We start from the raw sequence: 17,035 nt of genomic DNA, 5'->3' as shown, positions 1-17,035 counted from the left end.
AACGGGCAGCCATTGGCCCCGGGAGGCGATATGAGCAAGCTTCAGCAGGTCTTGAATGAACCGGGCAACACGCCATTGTGGGTGGTGTTCTGGCTCTACGGTGTGGTGGTCAGCCATGTGCTGTTCGGCCTGATCATGGTCGCCTTCAACACGGTCAATAGCGCGCTGTTCGCGTTGATGTTACTGAGCTTCGTCGCCTATACCGCCTGCACGCTCAACGCCGTCTGGCGCAATGCGGAGAATGTTGGCGAGCCGATGTACGGGCAGATCGCCCGCTATCTGACGGTGGCCTGGTCGATCAATGCGGTGCTGGTGTCCGGTTTCCTGTTCCTCAGCCACCTGAATGCCGTCGTCTCGCCGCTGCCGTCGATCTTCTAGCGGTGCCCTCCCTTCAAACTACAAGGCCCGCAATGCGGGCCTTGTGCTTTCAGCCGAGGAAAGGCGTCAGGTAGGCCGCCGTATGGCCACGCCGCTCGGCGCTTGCGGCCAGCTCCCAGTGCGCCAGGCTGCGCAGGTGCACCTCATCCGGCCCGTCGGCGAAGCGCAGCGCCCGGCCCAGGGTGTAGAAATCCGCCAGCGGGCTATCCGGGCTCAGGCCCATGGCACCGAACACCTGCATGGCGCGGTCGACCACCCGGCAGAGCATGCGCGGTATCGCCGCCTTGATCATGGCGATCTCCTTGCGCGCCGTCTTGGCCCCCACCGCATCGAGCATCCAGGCGGTCTTCAGCACCAGCAGGCGCGCCTGTTCGATGTCGATGCGCGACTCGCCGATCCAGTCGCCGATATTGGCGTACTGCGCCAGGTGGCGACCGAACAGCTTGCGCTCCTGGCAGCGCTCCAGCAGCAGCTGCAAGGCCAATTCGGCCATGCCGATGGCGCGCATGCAATGGTGCACGCGACCCGGCCCCAGGCGCGCCTGGGCCATCATGAAGCCCTCGCCTTCCTGGCCGAGCAGATGATCGAGCGGCACCCGCACATCGCGCAGGAGGATTTCCGCATGGCCTTCCGGCGCAACGTGGTTGAGCACCGGAATGTTACGCAGCACCTGCACGCCGGGCGTGCCGAGCGGCACCAGGATCATGCTCTGCTGACGGTGCGCCTCGCCATCCGGATCGGTCTTGCCCATCACGATCAGCAACCGACAATGCGGATGCGTGGCATTGGTGATGAACCACTTGCGACCGTTGAGCACGTAATGCTCGCCCTCGCGGCGAATCAGCGTCTGGATGTTGCTGGCATCCGAGGACGGCACGTCCGGCTCGCTCATGGCGAACGCCGAACGCATCTCGCCGGCCAGCAGGGGATCGAGCCAGCACCGGCGCTGCGCCGGGCTGGCGAACAGGTGCAGCAACTCGATGTTGCCGGTATCCGGCGCGTTGCAGTTGAACACCTCGGACGCCCAGGGAATGCGCCCCATGACCTCCGCCAGCGGCGCATATTCCAGGTTGCTCAGGCGGGTGCCCGGTTCATCGTCGCTCAACGCCGGCAAGAACAGGTTCCACAGCCCCTCGCTGCGCGCCAGCGCCTGCAGGTCGGCCATGAACGACACCGGAAACTGTCCGGCGCGCGCCTCGGCCTGCCACTGGGCATGCCGCGGCACGACGTGCTGGTCCATGAAATCGCGCAGTTGCCGGCGCAGCGTTTCTACTCGTGGGCTGAAGGCGAAGTCCATGCAACGTTCCTCGGAAGCGGATTCGGAGTTCCAGCCTAGAGCGCGGGGCCGCAGCCGAAGAAGCATGTTGTCCGGCGCCGATGGCCGGGCATCACGCGCCCGAACATTCCATCTTTCTTGACCGAGATCATGGCAACGGCTGACTGACGCGCTGGCGCAGCGTCCCCGTCTGCCTACCAGGACAGCAGGAACATGCCCTTGGCGAGGAACAGGATCGCCAGCATCTGCACCAGCACGCTGAGATGGATCAACCGCGAACGCTCCAGCGTCATGCGCCCGCTGCGCATCAGGTAGACCACGCCGAGGAAGTGGCCGAGGATGCTCAGCGCCAGGCCGATCTTCAGCGTCAGCAGGATCCCGAAGCTGCTGGCAAAGGGCGCCTGCAACGCCGCGCGATACTGCCAGGCCAACCCCACGCCGGCGCCATACAGTGCCAGCACCACCCAGTGCATGACGCTACGTGCGCGTTGCCCCAGCGCCTTCGACAACTGCTCGCGCGGCGCCTGATCCAGCTGCCGCGCCGCGCGGCTAAGGATCATCACCTCGAAGAACACACCGCCGATGAAGAATGCGGCGGCCGCCAGGTGAGTGAACTTCAACAGCAGATATCCCATACCCCGTCCTCAACCCGGATGCCCGTCGGCGCGCGCACGACAGAGCATGGGTGCATAGCAATAGAGATACTGAGCGAAGGCACAGGTCCAGAAGATGGCCGCCAGCCACAGCGACGGCTGATACCAGAAGCTGACGCCCACCACCCGGAACAGAGCACCCAGGTTGAGCAGCACGAATGCCAGGGTAAAGCCACGCGGCAGCTCCAGCGGACGCCCGGTATGCCCCAGCGAGACGCGCGCCAGCATGGCCAGAATCAGGCCACCCACACCGCCTATGGTGAGCGCATGCAGCGCTTGGCTGGCACTGCTCAGTATGCCGAAATGCCAGAGCGCCATGCCGGCACAGGCCAGCACCAGCCAGGCGTAAGCCAGGTGCAGCGACCACAGTAGCGACACGCGCGGCAAACCGGCATCGAACCAGCGCACCAGGCGCATGCCATGGCCCAGCGTCAAGGCGGCAAAAGCCAGCCCTAACCAGCTATGCGCCTGCAGTGCGATTCCGGTGGCATGCAGCAGCGCCAGCAAGGCGGTCGCGATCAGCAGCGCCCAGTCCAGCCAGACCCAGGGTTGCACCATCGCCACCCGCCCCAGGCCACGCTGGGTAAAGAAGGGAATCACCCGCCCGCCAATCAAGCCCATCATTGCCGCCACCAGCCAGACTGCGGCCCACGTCCCCTGACGCTGCCAGCCATCATCCGCCTGCTGCACACCGAGCAGGGTTAGTAGATCCGCGCCCAGCAACAGCGCAAGCACCGCCACGATCGGGTAGTTGCGGCTTTGCCGCACGACCCAAAGCAGGCGCGCCATCACCAGCGCCACACCGGCGAAGAACGCCAGGTTGGCGACGATCAACAACAACGGCGCACCCGACCACCAGGCCAGGCGTGCGGCCAGCCAGATCGCCACCAGTACCGCCAAAGGTTTGCCCGACAGCCCGGGACGCCCGGTCCAGGCCTGCACCGCCGTGAGCAGGAAGCCGGCGATGATCGCGCCAGCAAAGCCGAACACCAGTTCGTGCCGATGCCAGGCCAGCCAACCGCCCAGCGGCTGCCCGGCCACCTTCTGCCCCTGCAGAGCCAGAATCCACAGCGGGATGGCCAGCGCCGCCAACAGGCTGCCCAGCAGGAAGAAAGGGCGGAACCCCAGGCGCAGCAGTGGCGGAGTTTCCATCGCCTTGCGCTTATCGAGAATCTGCATGCCCACTCCTATAGCTTGCGACACTGGCTAGCCACCCAAGGTGGCGCCAATTGATTCGATCCTACGACTTGGCTGCAATAGCTCCAGGGAATTGCAGTTGAACAGGCGTGGATCATCTTCGGCATAGTTCAACGTATGAGCCTTCATCCCCAGCCAGAGCCGCAATGGGCTGCGTATACCGGCGGACCAAGCAAAGTCGACCTCTTCAAGGGCCAGACGCGGTAACAGGCAAACAAGGGGTTGCCAGTGCCTGCCCTGCTTGACCAGAACAGAGTGCCCACCACTGTGTTGGGCTGCCCGATACAGCTCCTCCAATAGTTCATGATCGATTCTCGGCAGATCGCAAGGCACCACCAACAACCAGTCGCCAGTCATCGCCCGCAGCCCCATGCGTATACCTGCCAGCGGCCCCTGGAAGCCCTTGCACTCATCCCTGACCACCAGATCGGCTAAGGAAGCATAACGCTCGATATTACGGTTGCAGGAAATGATCAGCTCATCCGTAAGCGGTCTTACCTGGCGATGCACCCATTCGATCATAGGCACGCCCTGCCAGGGAATTAGTCCCTTGTCTCGGCCGCCCATGCGACTGCCTCGGCCACCACTCAGGATGAGCACTGAACAGCCGGATAGCGCTGCTGAGAAACCCATACGCCCTCTATCGCCTTATCTGTGTAGGCTCGGCGGTCATCATGGAACACTCATCTATAAAAGTTTTGATCGAGATCAAGTCAGCCGAGCCTGGCCGCAAAATAACCAACCCGGTTATTGCCATCTCGCGTTACTGAAATAGGTTGCCGCTCGATGGCCAGATTGCGCAGTGCCGTCGCTCGATCAGGTTTGGGCATGTGGGTGATGTAGTCGCGCTTCATCGTCTTCACGAAGCTCTCTGCCATGCCATTGCTCTGTGGGCTGCACACTGGAGTTGTCAGGGGCAGCAGACCGATCTGCCGGGCAAAGGCACGGGTCTGCTCGGCGGTATAGGCCGAGCCATTATCGCTCAGCCATTGCACCGGCGACGCGGGCGGTCCTTGACCGAAGCGCTGCTCGACGGCCTCCAACATCACGTCGCGGACATCGTCGCCGCTGTAGCCGTTTGGGCTGGCCACCCAACTGATGGCCTCGCGGTTGCTGCAGTCCAGGGCAAAGGTCACGCGCAACTTGGCACCATCCTCACAGCGAAACTCGAAGCCATCCGAACACCAGCGGGTGTTGCTCGCCTCAACGGCAACACGACCTTCGTGACGCCGCGCCACGCCCGGCTGTCTGCGCTGTCGCTCCAGCAGCAGATCGTGGTCACGCATGACGCGGTAAATCCGTTTCACATTGACTGGAGGCAGAGCCTGCTGCTCATGCTGCCGCCGCAACAGGCCCCAGACCCGACGATAGCCATATCTACTCCAATCAAGCAATTGGTAGATGAATCCCTACTCGCTAGCCAAATGTCTGGATGAATGGAGTCGCCACATTTTGAATGGCTCTGCCAACATGCGGAGCCTGCTCCATCAGATCGCCGTTGCGATTGAGGACACGCTCAAGGGCCGCAAGCAGCGCCTGAATCCGCTCCTTCGGGTTCGAGACATCACAAGTCTGAGCGAATTCCAGAAGCCCTTGCCGCGAGGCGAACAGCGATTTGTTTCCGACCAAGTCCAGGGCCAGCACATCCTCTGGGATGTAGGCAGTGGTATTGACGATGTCATACGCGGGAGCAAGGCGTGCATCACGCTGGGTCGGCTCCGAATAGAGTAAGCCGAAGTTCTTCAGGTGCGCGTCGCCGTTGCCCACGATGCAACTCAGCGCCACGCTGTCGAACAGCTGATTGAGCGAGCTGCGCAGGTGCTCGGTAGAACAGAATAGCCTCACCGCCTTAGCGACCGCAGCATAGCTCTTGCTGTACTTCTGTTCCGCCGAAAGGCCCATCAATGCCGCCATGTCCTCGAAGCCGATGGGATTCAGTTGCTCATCCCGATCAAAGCGGCGCATGACAAACAGCTTGGCATTGTCCGACAGATAGAACTCGGGCACGGGCATACCCGCCTCTTTGGCGATGGACATGCAAAGAAATTCATTGATGGCCAAACCCGGAAACTCGTCTCGACCGCTCTTGATGATTAGATCGGAGGTCTTCGACGTAAACTTCTGCGGAGCAGAATCCTGCTGCTCAGGCACTAGCACTTTAGGCTGCACGCCAGAAATGCCTGCGCGCAGGATGTAGCGATCAACGAGGTCGACGAAGATGTCCTCCGTTCCATCCCAGGTCAGAATTTCTTCAAGCTTCTCCCCTGGGAAACGCTGCTGATTGCTCAGCAGCGCATCCACCGCTTCGGAATGCACGAAGACGCGTCCGATGGGGGAGCTGCTGCCGGAAAGCGCCAAGAGCAGCATGGGGTCGACGTTCACCGTTTTAGCCAGTCGGTTACGCAGCTGTTCTAGCACGTAGCCTTCAGGCAAGTTCATCTGGAAGATCGGATGCAGCTCCCGGCGACGAAACTCTTCGGTGCGCACTGGCATCAGCAGGCTGATCGCCGCATTGGCTATGGCTTCGTCCTGATAACGAAACAGATAGTCTTCGCCACTGAGCAGGATGCGCCCGCTGGCACCTTCTGGAGTGCTGACTTTTAGCGAGGTCATTTTCATTCAAACAGATCCTGCACTTCATCCAGTGTTGGCATGGCAGCGGGAATGACCGAGAGCTCGCAATCCAACGCACCAAGCGCTCGCGCGTAAGCACTCACGCCAACAGAGCCGCTGCCTTTTTCTACGGCAACCACCTTCTGCCGCGTCAGTCCGGCGATCTGCGCAAGCTCTGCCTGGGTCAGACCTCGGCTCAAACGCTTATCGCGTATCTGCAGCCCCAATCGCTGGGTCAGAATCTGATAGTCCATGTCTCGAATCCACGACATTAATTACTAAATGTATCGTATACAAGACACTACATTAGGTCAAAGGCTAATGGCCTGAGAGACAGGATGGACGCGGGTGACAGCCGGTTTGAACCTGCTACATGTAACAGCTTGCAAACGAAAACGGCCGGGCTCGCAAACAATGCGATTTCCGGCTCAGATTACCTGCGACTGACGAAGCCCTCGGGCCATCCAGACAGTGGTGCATGTCGATCCCGAGATCCAAGGGGGGCACGCGGTGTTCCGTGGCACGCGTCTGCCGGTAACAATCGCACTCGGCCGACTGGATGCCGGCGAGTCGTTCGAATCCTTGCACGAAGATTACCCCTACCTAACCCTGGAAAAGTTAAAACTGGCGCGGCTCTATCTAGACATCTTCCCCGCGGCGCCTCCCCCTCTCAATCGCCTAAACCAGGCGACTGGCGTCTGGTGGCCAGCGGGGTGCTGCCGATAGAGCGCCGCTAGGGGCTGTTGACGTTTCACATGGGTAGCCAGAGGAAGCCGCAGGCCATGGCGACCATGCTTTCGTAATTCCGCTTCAGCTTGTCATAGCGGAACGCCACAGCCCGGTAATGCTTCAGGCGCGCAAAGGCGTTCTCGACCAGATGTCGGTAGCGATACAGTCCCCGGTCCAGACCGGCATTGCCCTTGATCGAGTTGCGCTTCCTGGGTATCACCGCTCGAGCCCCTTGCGCCTCGATCTGGTCGCGGATGCGCTCACTGTCATAGCCCTTGTCTGCCACGACCACCTCGGCCGAGGGCAGCTGTGCGATCAACTCAGGGGCGGCGGTACAGTCGTTGACCTCGCCTCCGGTAATCTCGAACGCCACAGGCAATCCATGCGCATCGACAGCCAGGTGGATCTTGCTCGTATGGCCAGCGCGGCTTTTGCCGATGGCTTCTGGCTGATCGCTGGCGGCGCCGGCACTGTGCTGACGGGCCTTCACATAGGTACCGTCGATGAACGTCCACTCAAAGTCAGGTTCCTCAAGCAAGGCGTTGAAAACCTTGAGCCACTTGCCGGCAGCCGACCAGGCGTTGAAGCGCTTGCAGACTGAGTTCCAGCACCCGAAGGCGCTGGGCAGGTCTCTCCAGGTGCAGCCCACCCGCATCCGGTAGAGCATGCCCTCAACCGTCCTGCGCAGATCCGGCTTGTGGTAAATGGCTTGCTGAAGCAGAATTTTTTCCAGCTTCGACCAAAGCTCGTCACTGAGCATCAATCGGGGAATTGCAAACCCGCAGAGTTATTGGTGGAGGAACCTCAATTCTGCGGGTTTGCTCCTCTTCCTCCGCGCCTCTGACTCGAAACGTCAACAGTCCCTAGGGGAAGCGACCCGCATTCATAAGGGCGTGCGGGACAACCTGAAGTTGCATCAACAGGTCCGGCAACTCAGAGACGAACTGCGGAAGGCGTACTCCGAACTGAATCGCTACCGCCAGACGCACGCAAGAGCAGTTACCAACCTGCGCCAGTTCGAACGCGAGACCACGGCGCAGACCAGCACACTACGGCGCCGAAACCCGGGGCGATTCACCGTCTGTGTTGTCACGAATTGACGCTTGGCAAACTGGGGGCGTCCATGTATGTGAGAGGATGGCGGGGGTGACCTCGCCTCCTACTCGATTTCATCGCGCTTTCCCGGCGCCGCGGCGTTGCCCGCCGGCCTTCTCGTTTCACTAAGCCCTGTCCACCTTCATGGATGAAGGTCGGACTTGCCATGTCGATAGTAAGCGGCTGGGCACCGTGTGAAATTCGCTCTGCGTGTGAACAAGAAGCACCCACTTCGCAGGCATTGCCTGCGGCTTATGGCTCGCCTTTTCAGCTCGACTCCCGTTGCCGTTGGCGGCAGGATTTTCCCTCACCGCCACCGGCCAGGCTGGCTTGCACGTCAAAGCTCACACCAGGCGATCGGCAAGTAATGACATTCAGCGATAATTGTCGATGGTTTCGTCGACATAGCCCTCGGCGCGCATCTGATCCAGGGCACGCTGCAGCTTCTGCACCACCTCATCCGGCACCTCCTTATTCAGCGCCAGATAGAGCTCCGAGCGCTTGAAGCGCAGAACCGTCTTCAGACCGGTAATGCCTTCCTGTTTGGCCAGGTAGCGGCCAGCCGGATCACCAGTGGCCCAGAGGTCAAGTTGGCCGTTCTGCAGTTTCTTGGCGTTTTCCTGGTCGCGCAGCGCGGTGATTGGCGTCAAACCTTGCTGGGACAGGAATTCAGCGGTGGCATCGCCCTTGTAGGCTCCGACCTTATATCTCTTTGCTTCGTCCAGATTGCTCAGGCTGATCTGGCTGTCCCCCTTGGCCAACATTACCCAGTCATCGGAGCTGATCGGGCCCACCCATTTGAACAATTGCTCGCGTTCCGGCAGGCGGGTGGTGGAAAACACCCCGTAGCCGGGTTTTTCCAGGGCCAGCTTGTAGATCCTGTCCCAGAGAAAACGCAGGGTGAGGCTGTACTTCACCTCGGCGCGTTTGAACATCTCGCGGACAATATCGACGCCTATGCCGTCGATCGTGTCGTCTTGCGCAAAGTTCTTGCCATTGATCGCCATGTTGTAGGGCGGGTAGTTTTCGGTGAGCAGGACGAGGCGTAGTTCGGGTCCACTTCTGCGGCGACAGCGGTGGAAAGCAGCAGGCTGCAGGCAAGCGAAAGCGCTAGGCGTTTGGACATGTGAAGCTCTCATTATTATTGAAGTGGGCAACGCCGCTGCAGCATAGCTGTTCGCTTATAAAGGGCCGAGAGCTTTTGTGTCTCCGGCGTGGAGCGGCTGTGTCGCTCAGGGGCCGGTTACACAAAAATTCGTACCCCCTCTGCAAAGGGAACTCACGTCCGTCGGATGGACAGCGGGTTCCTGTCCGCTCAGGGAGGGACTGGATCAGGTCCATGTCGTGCCGTCGCGCTGGCCGCTGCGCTGTGCGCCGGCGAACAGGGGCCTGCTCCCTGTGCTGACGGACGCCCACATGGCGGAAGAACCACGACCGGTCATCACTCAACCTCGCACAGGGCCGAGCGAACCCTAGACTTCTTCCTGTTCCATTTGCTTTCAGCAGGTGATCGACATGGCTCAGGATGAAACTGCAGCAAGGGTCGGTCGTGGGCCGGAAAGCCCTGTGCGGCGCGACTTGCTGCGCGGCCTCCTAACCTTCTACTGCCTAACGCTGCTCCCCAGGACCGTGGTGGCAGCGGCGCCCAACGATGCCCAGGGCGCCTTCCGGGCAGTTTCCGAGTTCCTGACCGGCCGCCGTTCCCTGAGGGGCGGACTGGAGGGCGACATCTTCCAGGCGCTAGCCGCCATAGACCTCAAGTTTCCTGGCCGGGTCAGCCAGCTGCTCGCGGTAATCAATGAGCGCCGGCTGCAAGTCGGCCAGTTGCAAGGGGTACTGAATGCCGGGTTTCCCGAGCTGGCGCCGCTGCCCCGACAAATCGCCAGCGGCTGGTTCCTGGGCGTCGTCGGTAGCGGCTTCGAGGCTAGCTCGGTGGCGTACGAACATGCGCTGAACGCGGAAATCGTCGAGGACGTGCTGGAGCCCCAGGGCGTCTGTCTGGGTAATCCCGGCGTCTGGGCCGAGCTGCCACTTTAGTGAGGAGCAAGCAATGTCCGAGCAACCGTTGGCAGCCGATTACGTCGTGATCGGCTCAGGTATCTGTGGCTCGCTGGTGGCTCACCGGCTGGCTCACCGGCTGGCTCAGCAAGGCGCTTCCGTGCTGATCCTCGAAGCCGGTCCACGCATCAGGCGGGACGATATCTTCAAGGCCTTCCTCGACTCCCCGCGCAAGCGGGATTTCCAAGCCCCCTATCCATTTTCACCCTGGGCGCCGCATCCGGACTTCCAGCCGGTGGACAACGACTACCTGCAGCAAGCCGGCCCCGATCCGTACAAGGCCGAATACCTGCGCGTGGTTGGCGGCACCACTTGGCACTGGTCGGCGATGGCCTGGCGCATGGTGCGCAATGACTTTCGTCTCCAAACCCTGTATGGCATCGGGGTGGACTGGCCCTTCGACTACGAAACCCTCGACCCCTTCTATCAGGAAGCCGAGGAAATCATGGGGGTGGCCGGCTCCGCAGATGAGCACCCCGAATCGCCCCGTACCCGGCCCTTCCCGCTGGAGCTGGTGGCGGAACCTTTTGCCATAGCCATAGCCGGAACGCTTCTCCGGGGGCTCGAACACGCGTTTGCCGCGCGACTTGACGCGCTGAACGCCGGCGCGTTGCAGCGTCGTGGCCAAGGTGGCCGGATGCGTGGCGATGCCCGTCCGCTCCGTGAACAGTGCCATCAGCTCCGCCTGGCTCGCCAGCGGGTTGGTCCGAGCCAGCTCGACCAACAGCGCGTACTGCGCAGGAGAAATTCTGGGCGGGCGTCCCGCTTTGGCCATCATCCATACGCCGAAGAACCGGAGCAGAAGTACACTTTATTTTGTCCCCGCCCTCTTATAGGCACCTCCTGAATGAAGTCACTGCCGATTAGACAGAAGCGCGCGGGCCAGAGCCTCTGGCAACGTTTCCAGTCGCCAAGCCCGGTCTGCCCACACATCCCGGGAGAGCTGTCTATGCTTGCTGTTTCCAGAGCCCCGCGCACAGAGGAGCAGCCTGATGAGCCACAAACCCGATCATTCCCCACTACTGGACGGCCTGCTGGTAGCCTTGCTGGTTGGCGCTGCCGCCAACGCCGTAGCCGCTGAAAACGACGTGGCGCCCGACCAGGTGATCGGCGCCATCGAGAAGGTATTCGGGGCGACCAAGGGCGAGCGCCGCAACCACACCAAGGGCACCTGCGCGGAGGGCGAGTTCGTCGGCCTGCCTGCCGGCGCGGAATACTCAGGTTCGGCCCTGTTCTCCGGAAAACCGGTCCCGGTGGTCGCCCGCTTCTCCTTGGGCGGCGGCAATCCCAAAGCATCGGATGCCGGCAAGAGCCCGCGCGGCATGGCCTTGGAGTTCCGTATGCCGGGCGGCGGGCTGCAGCACATGACCATGCTCAACGTACCGATCTTCGGGGCATCGGTTCCGCGCACCTTCTTCGACCAGATGCAGGCGCTGCAACCCGACCCGAAAACCGGCAAGCCGGACCCGGAAAAACTCAAGGCATTCGCCGCCAGCCATCCGGACAGTCGTGCCTTGGGGCAGTTCATGGCCAGCCACAACCCACCACCCAGCTACGCCAACAGTGCCTACTTCGGCATCCACACCTTCAAATTCACCAACGCCAAGGGAGGGACCACCCCGGTGCGCTGGCGCTTCGTTCCCGCCGATGGGGAGAAGCGGTTGAGCAATGCCGAGATGCAGTCGCTGCCGGCGGATTTCCTCCAGCAACGGCTGATCGAGCGTACGACCCAGGGGCCGGTACGCTAGGACATGTGGATCGCGGTCGGCCAGCCCGGCGACCCGGAGGATGATCCGACCAAGACCTGGCCGGAAGACCGCAAGCAGGTACAGGTCGGGACCCTGACCATCACCAAGGCCATGAACCAAAAAGGCGCCGCCTGCGAACCGATCAACTACGACCCGATGGTGATGGCCGATGGCATCTCGCCGACCAATGACCCGATATTGCGCTTCCGCTCGCCGGCCTATGCCGTCTCGTTCGGCAAGCGCATGAGCGAGCAGTAGTGCGCCCGGCGCGACGGACCATAATGCCCGCCGCGCCGGGCATTGTCTTCGACTGTCAGCTCGCAGTACCCGCCGTCCCCGCGCGCGCGGACGCGGGTCACGCAGCACAGATTGTCCATGTATCGGGGAAGCCGCCCGAGTCCTTCGAGTAGTTTCCGGTCTGTGGTGACGTGGATGATCCGAAGAGCCAGGCAGCGCACCTGGTTCAAGCCTTGTAGTCGGGTTTGCGCAGCCCCCTGCTCGCTGCCGTTGGATAGCAGCACTCTTATGGCCCAGCTCCGAGGTTAAGAACTTCTGCAGCTCCCCGATGAGCAGGCTGACACGAATTGGACATGCGCAGCCTTCATATCGAATGGCACTCTCAACTGGCACGTCCCCACAATCCCGTCTAGGGATGGTCTGAAGTAGTCATGTATTTCTGGCTGACTTCAGCCTCCGACGATTTTGAAAGCGGAGAATCGATCAAAAACGATCCGACCACCCGCTCATTTCTGGTTTTTTGGCCACCGAGAGCACCTCGCAGCGGCCGTTTTCCGCATTACAGGCGCACCTCGCCTGCATTGGTCAGTAAGTGTCGGCGCGCCATCCACAGGTTCGACAGCGCGAACAGCGTCACCAGTTGCGCGGTGTTCTTGGCCAGGCCACGGAAGCGCACCTTCACGTAACCGAACTGGCGTTTGATTACCCGGAACGGATGCTCGACCTTGGCCCGTACCTGCGCCTGGGCCTTCTCGATCTTGCGCTTGGCTTTGTACAGGGCACTGCGCTTGCCCAGCTTCTGATAGGTGCTGCGCCGCGCCGCGACCTGCCAGATCACCTGACGCCCCTCGTGCTCGGTACGCTTCTCGACGCCGGTGTAACCGGCGTCGGTACCGACCATGTTTTCCTCGCCGTGCAGCAGTTGGTCGACCTGGGTGACATCTGCCACGTTGGCCGCCGTGCCCACCACGCTATGCACCAAGCCCGACTCGTCATCCACGCCGATGTGCGCCTTCAGTCGGGTAAAGCAAGAGTGTTACCACTCCTGCCTCCCCTAAGAACCGTACTTGAGAGTCACCCCTCATACGGCTCAAGCCTTCCAGCAGCCTGCTTGAGACCGGGCTACCTGACGATGCGCTCTTCGGCGCTCAAGGTAAAACGTCCATGCCGGATCGAACGGGTTCGCTGCACTGCATATTTTGATATGCCGAACAATCGAAACACTGGCTGCGGCAAAAAGCCAAGCGGATTGACTCATGCCGCGCACTTTTTCCTTGGTGGCGAAAATCCAGTGCCGTTGACCCACTACACGAAAGTATCGTTGCTTTACCCAATGGGCACTTTTCATGGCATGCCGGCGGACAGCCCAGCGCCATAACACACGCCAAATCTGATGGTCGATCCACGCGAAACGCTTGGCAGCGACAACATGGCGATGATACATGGCCCACCCCCGGATCACCGGGTTCAGGACCAGGATCAGGTTTGCTTGCGTCGCCGCCTTGTTCCCGCTTGTGATTTCCCGGACCTTATCCAGAAGCGCTTTCACACTCTTGCGAGCCGGAGTGATGAGTAGCTTGCCAGCGTACTTGCGTACGTTCTGGCCCAGAAAATCGAAGCCTTGCGAGATATGCGTGATGTGAGTCTTTTCACCAGAGAGTTCCAAGCCTTGCTCTTTCAGGAATGCCTCAATTGCAGGGCGGACCTGATGTTGCAGGATAGCCTTCGAAGTTCCCGTGATGATGAAGTCATCGGCATATCTTACGACGTGTATCTTGAATGGCCGTCGCTTGCGCTCCGTCGAAGCCACGCTTGTGTGGACAACCTGTTCCAGCCCATCCAACGTCCAATTCGCAAGTATCGGGGAGATGATTCCCCCTTGCGGGGTTCCTGCCTCCGTTGCGAACAAGGCTCCCAGATCGATATACCCGGCTCGAAGCCACTTACGCAGGACCACTTTATCCATGGGTACGTTGGCGAGCAGCCAATCGTGACTGATGTTGTCAAAACAGCCTCGAATGTCGCCCTCAAGTACCCATTGTGCCGAACTGCGTTTTGCCAGCGCATTGAAGCAATGTGCGATTGCATCGGCTGTGGATCGCTGCGGCCGAAATCCATACGAATTTGGATCCGCACGCGTTTCTGCAACCGGCTCAAGTGCCAGTTTCCACAGCGCCTGCATGGCGCGATCCCGCATCGTTGGAATTCCCAGCGGGCGCTTCTTGCCATTACTTTTGGGTATGTAGATACGTCTCAGCGGTTGAGGGCAATACGGGGTATGCCGAGATAAGCCAAAAATAGGACAATTGCGTTACAACCGTTTGATCTATACAGGCTTGCGGGCAAGCGACTTGAAGTGCGCCTGGAGGGCTGGTCCGGATCTCGGCCGATCCGCGCACGCCTGCCGCGTTGTCTGTGGAGTTTTCAATTCCTCCAAATAGTTGCGGACCAAATGAGTGAATTTTCCCCTTATCTCGGCATATCTCCAAATAGCCGTTCGATGTGCCGTGGGCGTTGCGCCGGAGCACGTCAAAAGAGCGGAAATGCGTATTTCGGCCCATCGTGACCGCCTGTTTCGGTCAATCGTGACCGGCCATTGCGCTAACGCGTGACCGCTCATTTCGCTAGCAGCGTGACCGGGCTGATCGCCGGAAAGAGCATTTTTATTAGTCAACTCATAGAGTTAAGTGAGCTATGGCGAATTTTGTGCGAATCCCGGCCAACCCTCAATACCAACAAGATCGAGTCCTACAACGGCTTCTCGAAGTGGTTGTCCTTCGGCGGCGATGTGATTGCCGAGAACGATCCGGATGAGCAACAGAAACGCCTGCGCTACAACGACATGGTTGCCTCCTCGGTGATTCTGCAGAACACCGTGGACATGATGCGCATCCTGCAGAAGCTCGCCCGTGATGGCTGGCAGTTTACCGATGAGGACGTATCGTTCCTCAGTCCCTACCTGACCAGCAACGTCAAACGCTTTGGGGAGTTCAATCTGAAACTCAAGCGCCCACCGGAGCCATGGATCAAGGATTCCGTTTTCCAGCAGGCTGCCGGTTCAATTCGTGGGCAACAGGCACCCAATAGCAAAGTTGAGGAGACGAACTGATGCACATCCCGCCGGCTTCGTTTCGGGTTACGCCTTATGGAGAGGTCGATGCTCAAGCGCTGAAGGCGCTGCGTGAGCATTACGACACCGCCAGCCTTCTCGGTATGGTCGATGCTTTGGATAAGTGCTTGGCTCGGGTAGGTGGGATTGACAGACTCCGTGATGAACTCATACGCCTACACGCAATGGCGCACACCGCCATCAACGGAGCGCCATTGTCCGTTCTCCCAGAGACGACAGGCAGCATCTGGGAGAACGCCGACGCCATCCTGATGGATCTTGAGGCGCTCAATGACTGGATCATTGCCGTGCGAGACACGGTAAGCCCTCTTGCAGGCCTTTCACCAGGCCATGATGGTTAAGGATTTAGTGTAATCACAGCCTAATCATCAGCAGAAAGCCCGCCATGTGCGACGCCCCGCGCGGGCTTTTTGTTATTGGCTCCGATCAGGAGTGGTGCTCCAGGTACTCGCTCAGCGCCTTGCGGGTCAGATCATTCAGAGAGATGCTTTGCCGAGTAGCGGCCACGCTGGCGGCCAGGTGCAGGTCATGCCCTACCCTCACATTGAACGAGCCTTTGCATGGAACCTCTGCCTCCTGCCCAAGTGACTCGCAGGTGCCCAGGTAATCGTCTACTGCGTCGCGAAACGCCTGGGTCAAATCGGCAACCGTTTCACCTTCATAGCTGATCAGGGCACGAACGAACTGAAGCCTGCCGAACAGGCAGTTGTCCTCGGGACTGGCTTCGATGGAGCCGTAATAGCCCCGGTGCTGCAACATGGTACTCATCACATCAATCCTCCCGCTTTCAGGTGCTCAATCACTTGGCGTTTGACGTAGGCCTTCAGCTCATTCCCCGGATGAGGCTTGTGCAGGTTGATCATGGCCTGCGGATTGCCGTTATCGAACTTCACCCGGCTGCCGTCACCTTCAAGCTGGCTATAGCCAAGGGCGCGAAGCAGTGTTACCAGCTCAGGCCAGGTAAATCCGGCTTGCTTGTTGAGCAGTTTGGCGAGCAGCTTTTCTTGCTTGGACATTTGGCCTCCTGCAATGCGACTAATTTTAGTCGCATGACCTCTCTATGTCGAGTGCTGGCCCTTTTTGTCCCTGCTAAGCTTTCCTCACGCAAAGGAGGATCAAGCCATGCCAACCAACGACCTCATCCCTTCACTGATCTTCAAACTCAACGAAAACCAGCTCGCCATTGCTGCGGCCGTGGAAGAGCTGTCGAGGTGGGTGGAACTGCACGGCTCCGCCGACGTGGCTGTCACTGTGCGCGCCACCCTGGCAACTCTCGATAAGAATCTGACATTCATCACGCGCGGGATTGCCGACCTGATGAATGACTGATCGGACCATCCACACTCCCTTGTCAAAAAGCGCCTATTTTTATACTGTATGCAAATACAGTATAAAAGGACGGTCATCATGGCAAAAGGCAAATCTGCAGTACCAGCCTCCCCAGTTCCTACGAACTTATGGGCATGCGCATCCAAAAGATCATCAACTCCCCTGCTGCGCAGAAGGCCAAGTCCGCCCTCCTCTACTGTACAAATCGCCCGACGAATCAGATGACGACTGGGCGCAGATCCTTGAGGAAATCGGCGAGACCGACAACGTGACTCTGGCGCACCGGGATGATGGCGGTGTCCATCCTCTGGGTTGCGCCCAGCGAGGACTGAGATAGCTGCCGGATTGAACCCGCCACTGCGCGCAATGCTGTTCACTTAAGAAAAAACGCCGCTTACCCCAGCTTGGGATAGCGGCGTTTTTATTGGCTTTCGCCGAACGTCGGTAGTCCAAAAAACACCGACGTTCGGCTTAAGTGAACAGCATTACGCCATGTGCGGCTTTCTGCTGTCCTTCCCAGCTTCGACCTTTTGTCGGCTAGTGGGAAAACTTCGGAAGAGAAGTGGATAGTGGGGGCTCGACTTGAGATCTA

The 17,035-nt window shown here is 60.0% G+C and carries 16 protein-coding genes and 6 pseudogenes; 9 read left to right on the top strand and 13 right to left on the bottom strand.

The window, feature by feature from the left end; genetic code table 11:
- Positions 1-30 precede the first annotated feature (30 nt).
- Complete coding sequence (locus D3879_RS23880) at positions 31-378, top strand: hypothetical protein (RefSeq protein WP_119956686.1); 348 nt, start codon at positions 31-33, stop codon at positions 376-378.
- Between the two features lie 49 nt (positions 379-427).
- Here the strand turns inward: D3879_RS23880 and D3879_RS23875 are convergent, their stop codons facing one another.
- The 7 genes and pseudogenes from D3879_RS23875 to D3879_RS23845 form a co-directional block, all read right to left on the bottom strand.
- Positions 428-1,675, bottom strand: a complete 1,248-nt coding sequence (locus D3879_RS23875; protein WP_119956685.1) for an acyl-CoA dehydrogenase family protein — start codon at positions 1,673-1,675, stop codon at positions 428-430.
- Between the two features lie 173 nt (positions 1,676-1,848).
- Positions 1,849-2,289, bottom strand: coding sequence for a CopD family copper resistance protein (locus D3879_RS23870; RefSeq protein WP_119956684.1), 441 nt, complete (start codon positions 2,287-2,289; stop codon positions 1,849-1,851).
- Positions 2,290-2,298: 9 nt separating this feature from the next.
- Positions 2,299-3,486 (bottom strand): NnrS family protein, encoded by a 1,188-nt coding sequence (locus D3879_RS23865; RefSeq protein ID WP_119956683.1) that lies wholly within the window; start codon positions 3,484-3,486, stop codon positions 2,299-2,301.
- A 27-nt stretch (positions 3,487-3,513) separates the two neighbouring features.
- Positions 3,514-4,137, bottom strand: coding sequence for a molybdenum cofactor guanylyltransferase MobA (mobA, locus tag D3879_RS23860; protein ID WP_119956682.1), 624 nt, complete (start codon positions 4,135-4,137; stop codon positions 3,514-3,516).
- 152 nt (positions 4,138-4,289) lie between these two features.
- Positions 4,290-4,886 (bottom strand): annotated as a pseudogene (locus D3879_RS23855) (DDE-type integrase/transposase/recombinase); the annotation flags it as partial.
- A 34-nt stretch (positions 4,887-4,920) separates the two neighbouring features.
- On the bottom strand, positions 4,921-6,123 hold the full coding sequence (locus tag D3879_RS23850; protein ID WP_119956681.1) for a type II toxin-antitoxin system HipA family toxin: 1,203 nt from the start codon (positions 6,121-6,123) through the stop codon (positions 4,921-4,923).
- Positions 6,120-6,371 carry a helix-turn-helix transcriptional regulator gene (locus D3879_RS23845; protein WP_119956680.1) on the bottom strand — a complete coding sequence of 84 codons (252 nt, stop codon included), beginning with the start codon at positions 6,369-6,371 and terminating at the stop codon, positions 6,120-6,122. Before D3879_RS23845 ends, D3879_RS23850 begins: the two co-directional genes overlap by 4 nt.
- A 217-nt stretch (positions 6,372-6,588) precedes the next feature.
- Here D3879_RS23845 and D3879_RS27965 point away from each other — a divergent pair, with 217 nt between their 5' ends.
- A complete protein-coding gene (locus D3879_RS27965; RefSeq protein WP_420800950.1) occupies positions 6,589-6,843 on the top strand; it encodes a DUF433 domain-containing protein in 255 nt (84 codons plus the stop codon).
- 25 nt (positions 6,844-6,868) lie between these two features.
- On the opposite strand, the gene D3879_RS23835 is transcribed toward D3879_RS27965, so the two are convergent.
- Positions 6,869-7,618: an IS5 family transposase gene (locus D3879_RS23835; RefSeq protein WP_119956678.1), complete on the bottom strand. Its 750-nt coding sequence runs from the start codon at positions 7,616-7,618 to the stop codon at positions 6,869-6,871.
- Between the two features lie 697 nt (positions 7,619-8,315).
- Positions 8,316-9,067: pseudogene (locus D3879_RS23825) on the bottom strand (substrate-binding periplasmic protein).
- Between the two features lie 389 nt (positions 9,068-9,456).
- On the opposite strand from D3879_RS23825, the gene D3879_RS23820 reads away from it, so the two are divergent.
- From D3879_RS23820 to D3879_RS23810, 3 genes and pseudogenes are all read left to right on the top strand, one after another.
- Positions 9,457-9,978: a sugar dehydrogenase complex small subunit gene (locus D3879_RS23820; protein ID WP_119956676.1), complete on the top strand. Its 522-nt coding sequence runs from the start codon at positions 9,457-9,459 to the stop codon at positions 9,976-9,978.
- A gap of 13 nt (positions 9,979-9,991) precedes the next feature.
- Positions 9,992-10,846 carry an NAD(P)-binding protein gene (locus D3879_RS23815; protein WP_119956675.1) on the top strand — a complete coding sequence of 285 codons (855 nt, stop codon included), beginning with the start codon at positions 9,992-9,994 and terminating at the stop codon, positions 10,844-10,846.
- A 145-nt stretch (positions 10,847-10,991) separates the two neighbouring features.
- A pseudogene (locus D3879_RS23810) lies at positions 10,992-12,005 on the top strand (catalase family peroxidase).
- 538 nt (positions 12,006-12,543) lie between these two features.
- Here D3879_RS23810 and D3879_RS23805 read toward each other — a convergent pair.
- Together D3879_RS23805 and ltrA are read right to left on the bottom strand one after the other, a co-directional pair.
- A pseudogene (locus tag D3879_RS23805) lies at positions 12,544-13,002 on the bottom strand (IS5 family transposase); the annotation flags it as partial.
- Between the two features lie 72 nt (positions 13,003-13,074).
- Entirely contained in the window at positions 13,075-14,283 is a 1,209-nt protein-coding gene (gene ltrA, locus D3879_RS23800) for a group II intron reverse transcriptase/maturase (protein ID WP_274381411.1), read from the bottom strand.
- Positions 14,284-14,706: 423 nt separating this feature from the next.
- On the opposite strand from ltrA, the pseudogene D3879_RS23795 reads away from it, so the two are divergent.
- Positions 14,707-15,093, top strand: a pseudogene (locus tag D3879_RS23795) (Tn3 family transposase); the annotation flags it as partial.
- A complete protein-coding gene (gene tnpC / locus D3879_RS23790; RefSeq protein WP_177412486.1) occupies positions 15,093-15,455 on the top strand; it encodes a Tn3 family transposase post-transcriptional regulator TnpC in 363 nt (120 codons plus the stop codon). The pseudogene D3879_RS23795 and the gene tnpC, both read left to right, overlap by 1 nt.
- Before the next feature lie 85 nt (positions 15,456-15,540).
- On the opposite strand, the gene D3879_RS23785 is transcribed toward tnpC, so the two are convergent.
- Both D3879_RS23785 and D3879_RS23780 read right to left on the bottom strand, forming a co-directional pair.
- The gene (locus tag D3879_RS23785; protein ID WP_119956672.1) at positions 15,541-15,882 is read right to left on the bottom strand and encodes a type II toxin-antitoxin system HicB family antitoxin; all 342 of its coding nucleotides are present in this window, start codon (positions 15,880-15,882) and stop codon (positions 15,541-15,543) included.
- Complete coding sequence (locus D3879_RS23780) at positions 15,882-16,130, bottom strand: type II toxin-antitoxin system HicA family toxin (RefSeq protein ID WP_119956671.1); 249 nt, start codon at positions 16,128-16,130, stop codon at positions 15,882-15,884. Before D3879_RS23780 ends, D3879_RS23785 begins: the two co-directional genes overlap by 1 nt.
- Before the next feature lie 106 nt (positions 16,131-16,236).
- Here D3879_RS23780 and D3879_RS23775 point away from each other — a divergent pair, with 106 nt between their 5' ends.
- The gene (locus tag D3879_RS23775) at positions 16,237-16,443 is read left to right on the top strand and encodes a hypothetical protein (protein ID WP_119956670.1); all 207 of its coding nucleotides are present in this window, start codon (positions 16,237-16,239) and stop codon (positions 16,441-16,443) included.
- 128 nt (positions 16,444-16,571) lie between these two features.
- Positions 16,572-16,775: pseudogene (locus D3879_RS23770) on the top strand (DUF1654 domain-containing protein).
- Positions 16,776-17,035 lie beyond the last annotated feature (260 nt).

This window comes from Pseudomonas cavernicola (assembly GCF_003596405.1).
GTDB classification, from domain to species: Bacteria; Pseudomonadota; Gammaproteobacteria; order Pseudomonadales; family Pseudomonadaceae; genus Aquipseudomonas; species Aquipseudomonas cavernicola.
The sequence above is the reverse complement of the archived record's forward strand: the minus strand, read 5'-3'. Positions and strand labels throughout refer to the sequence as shown.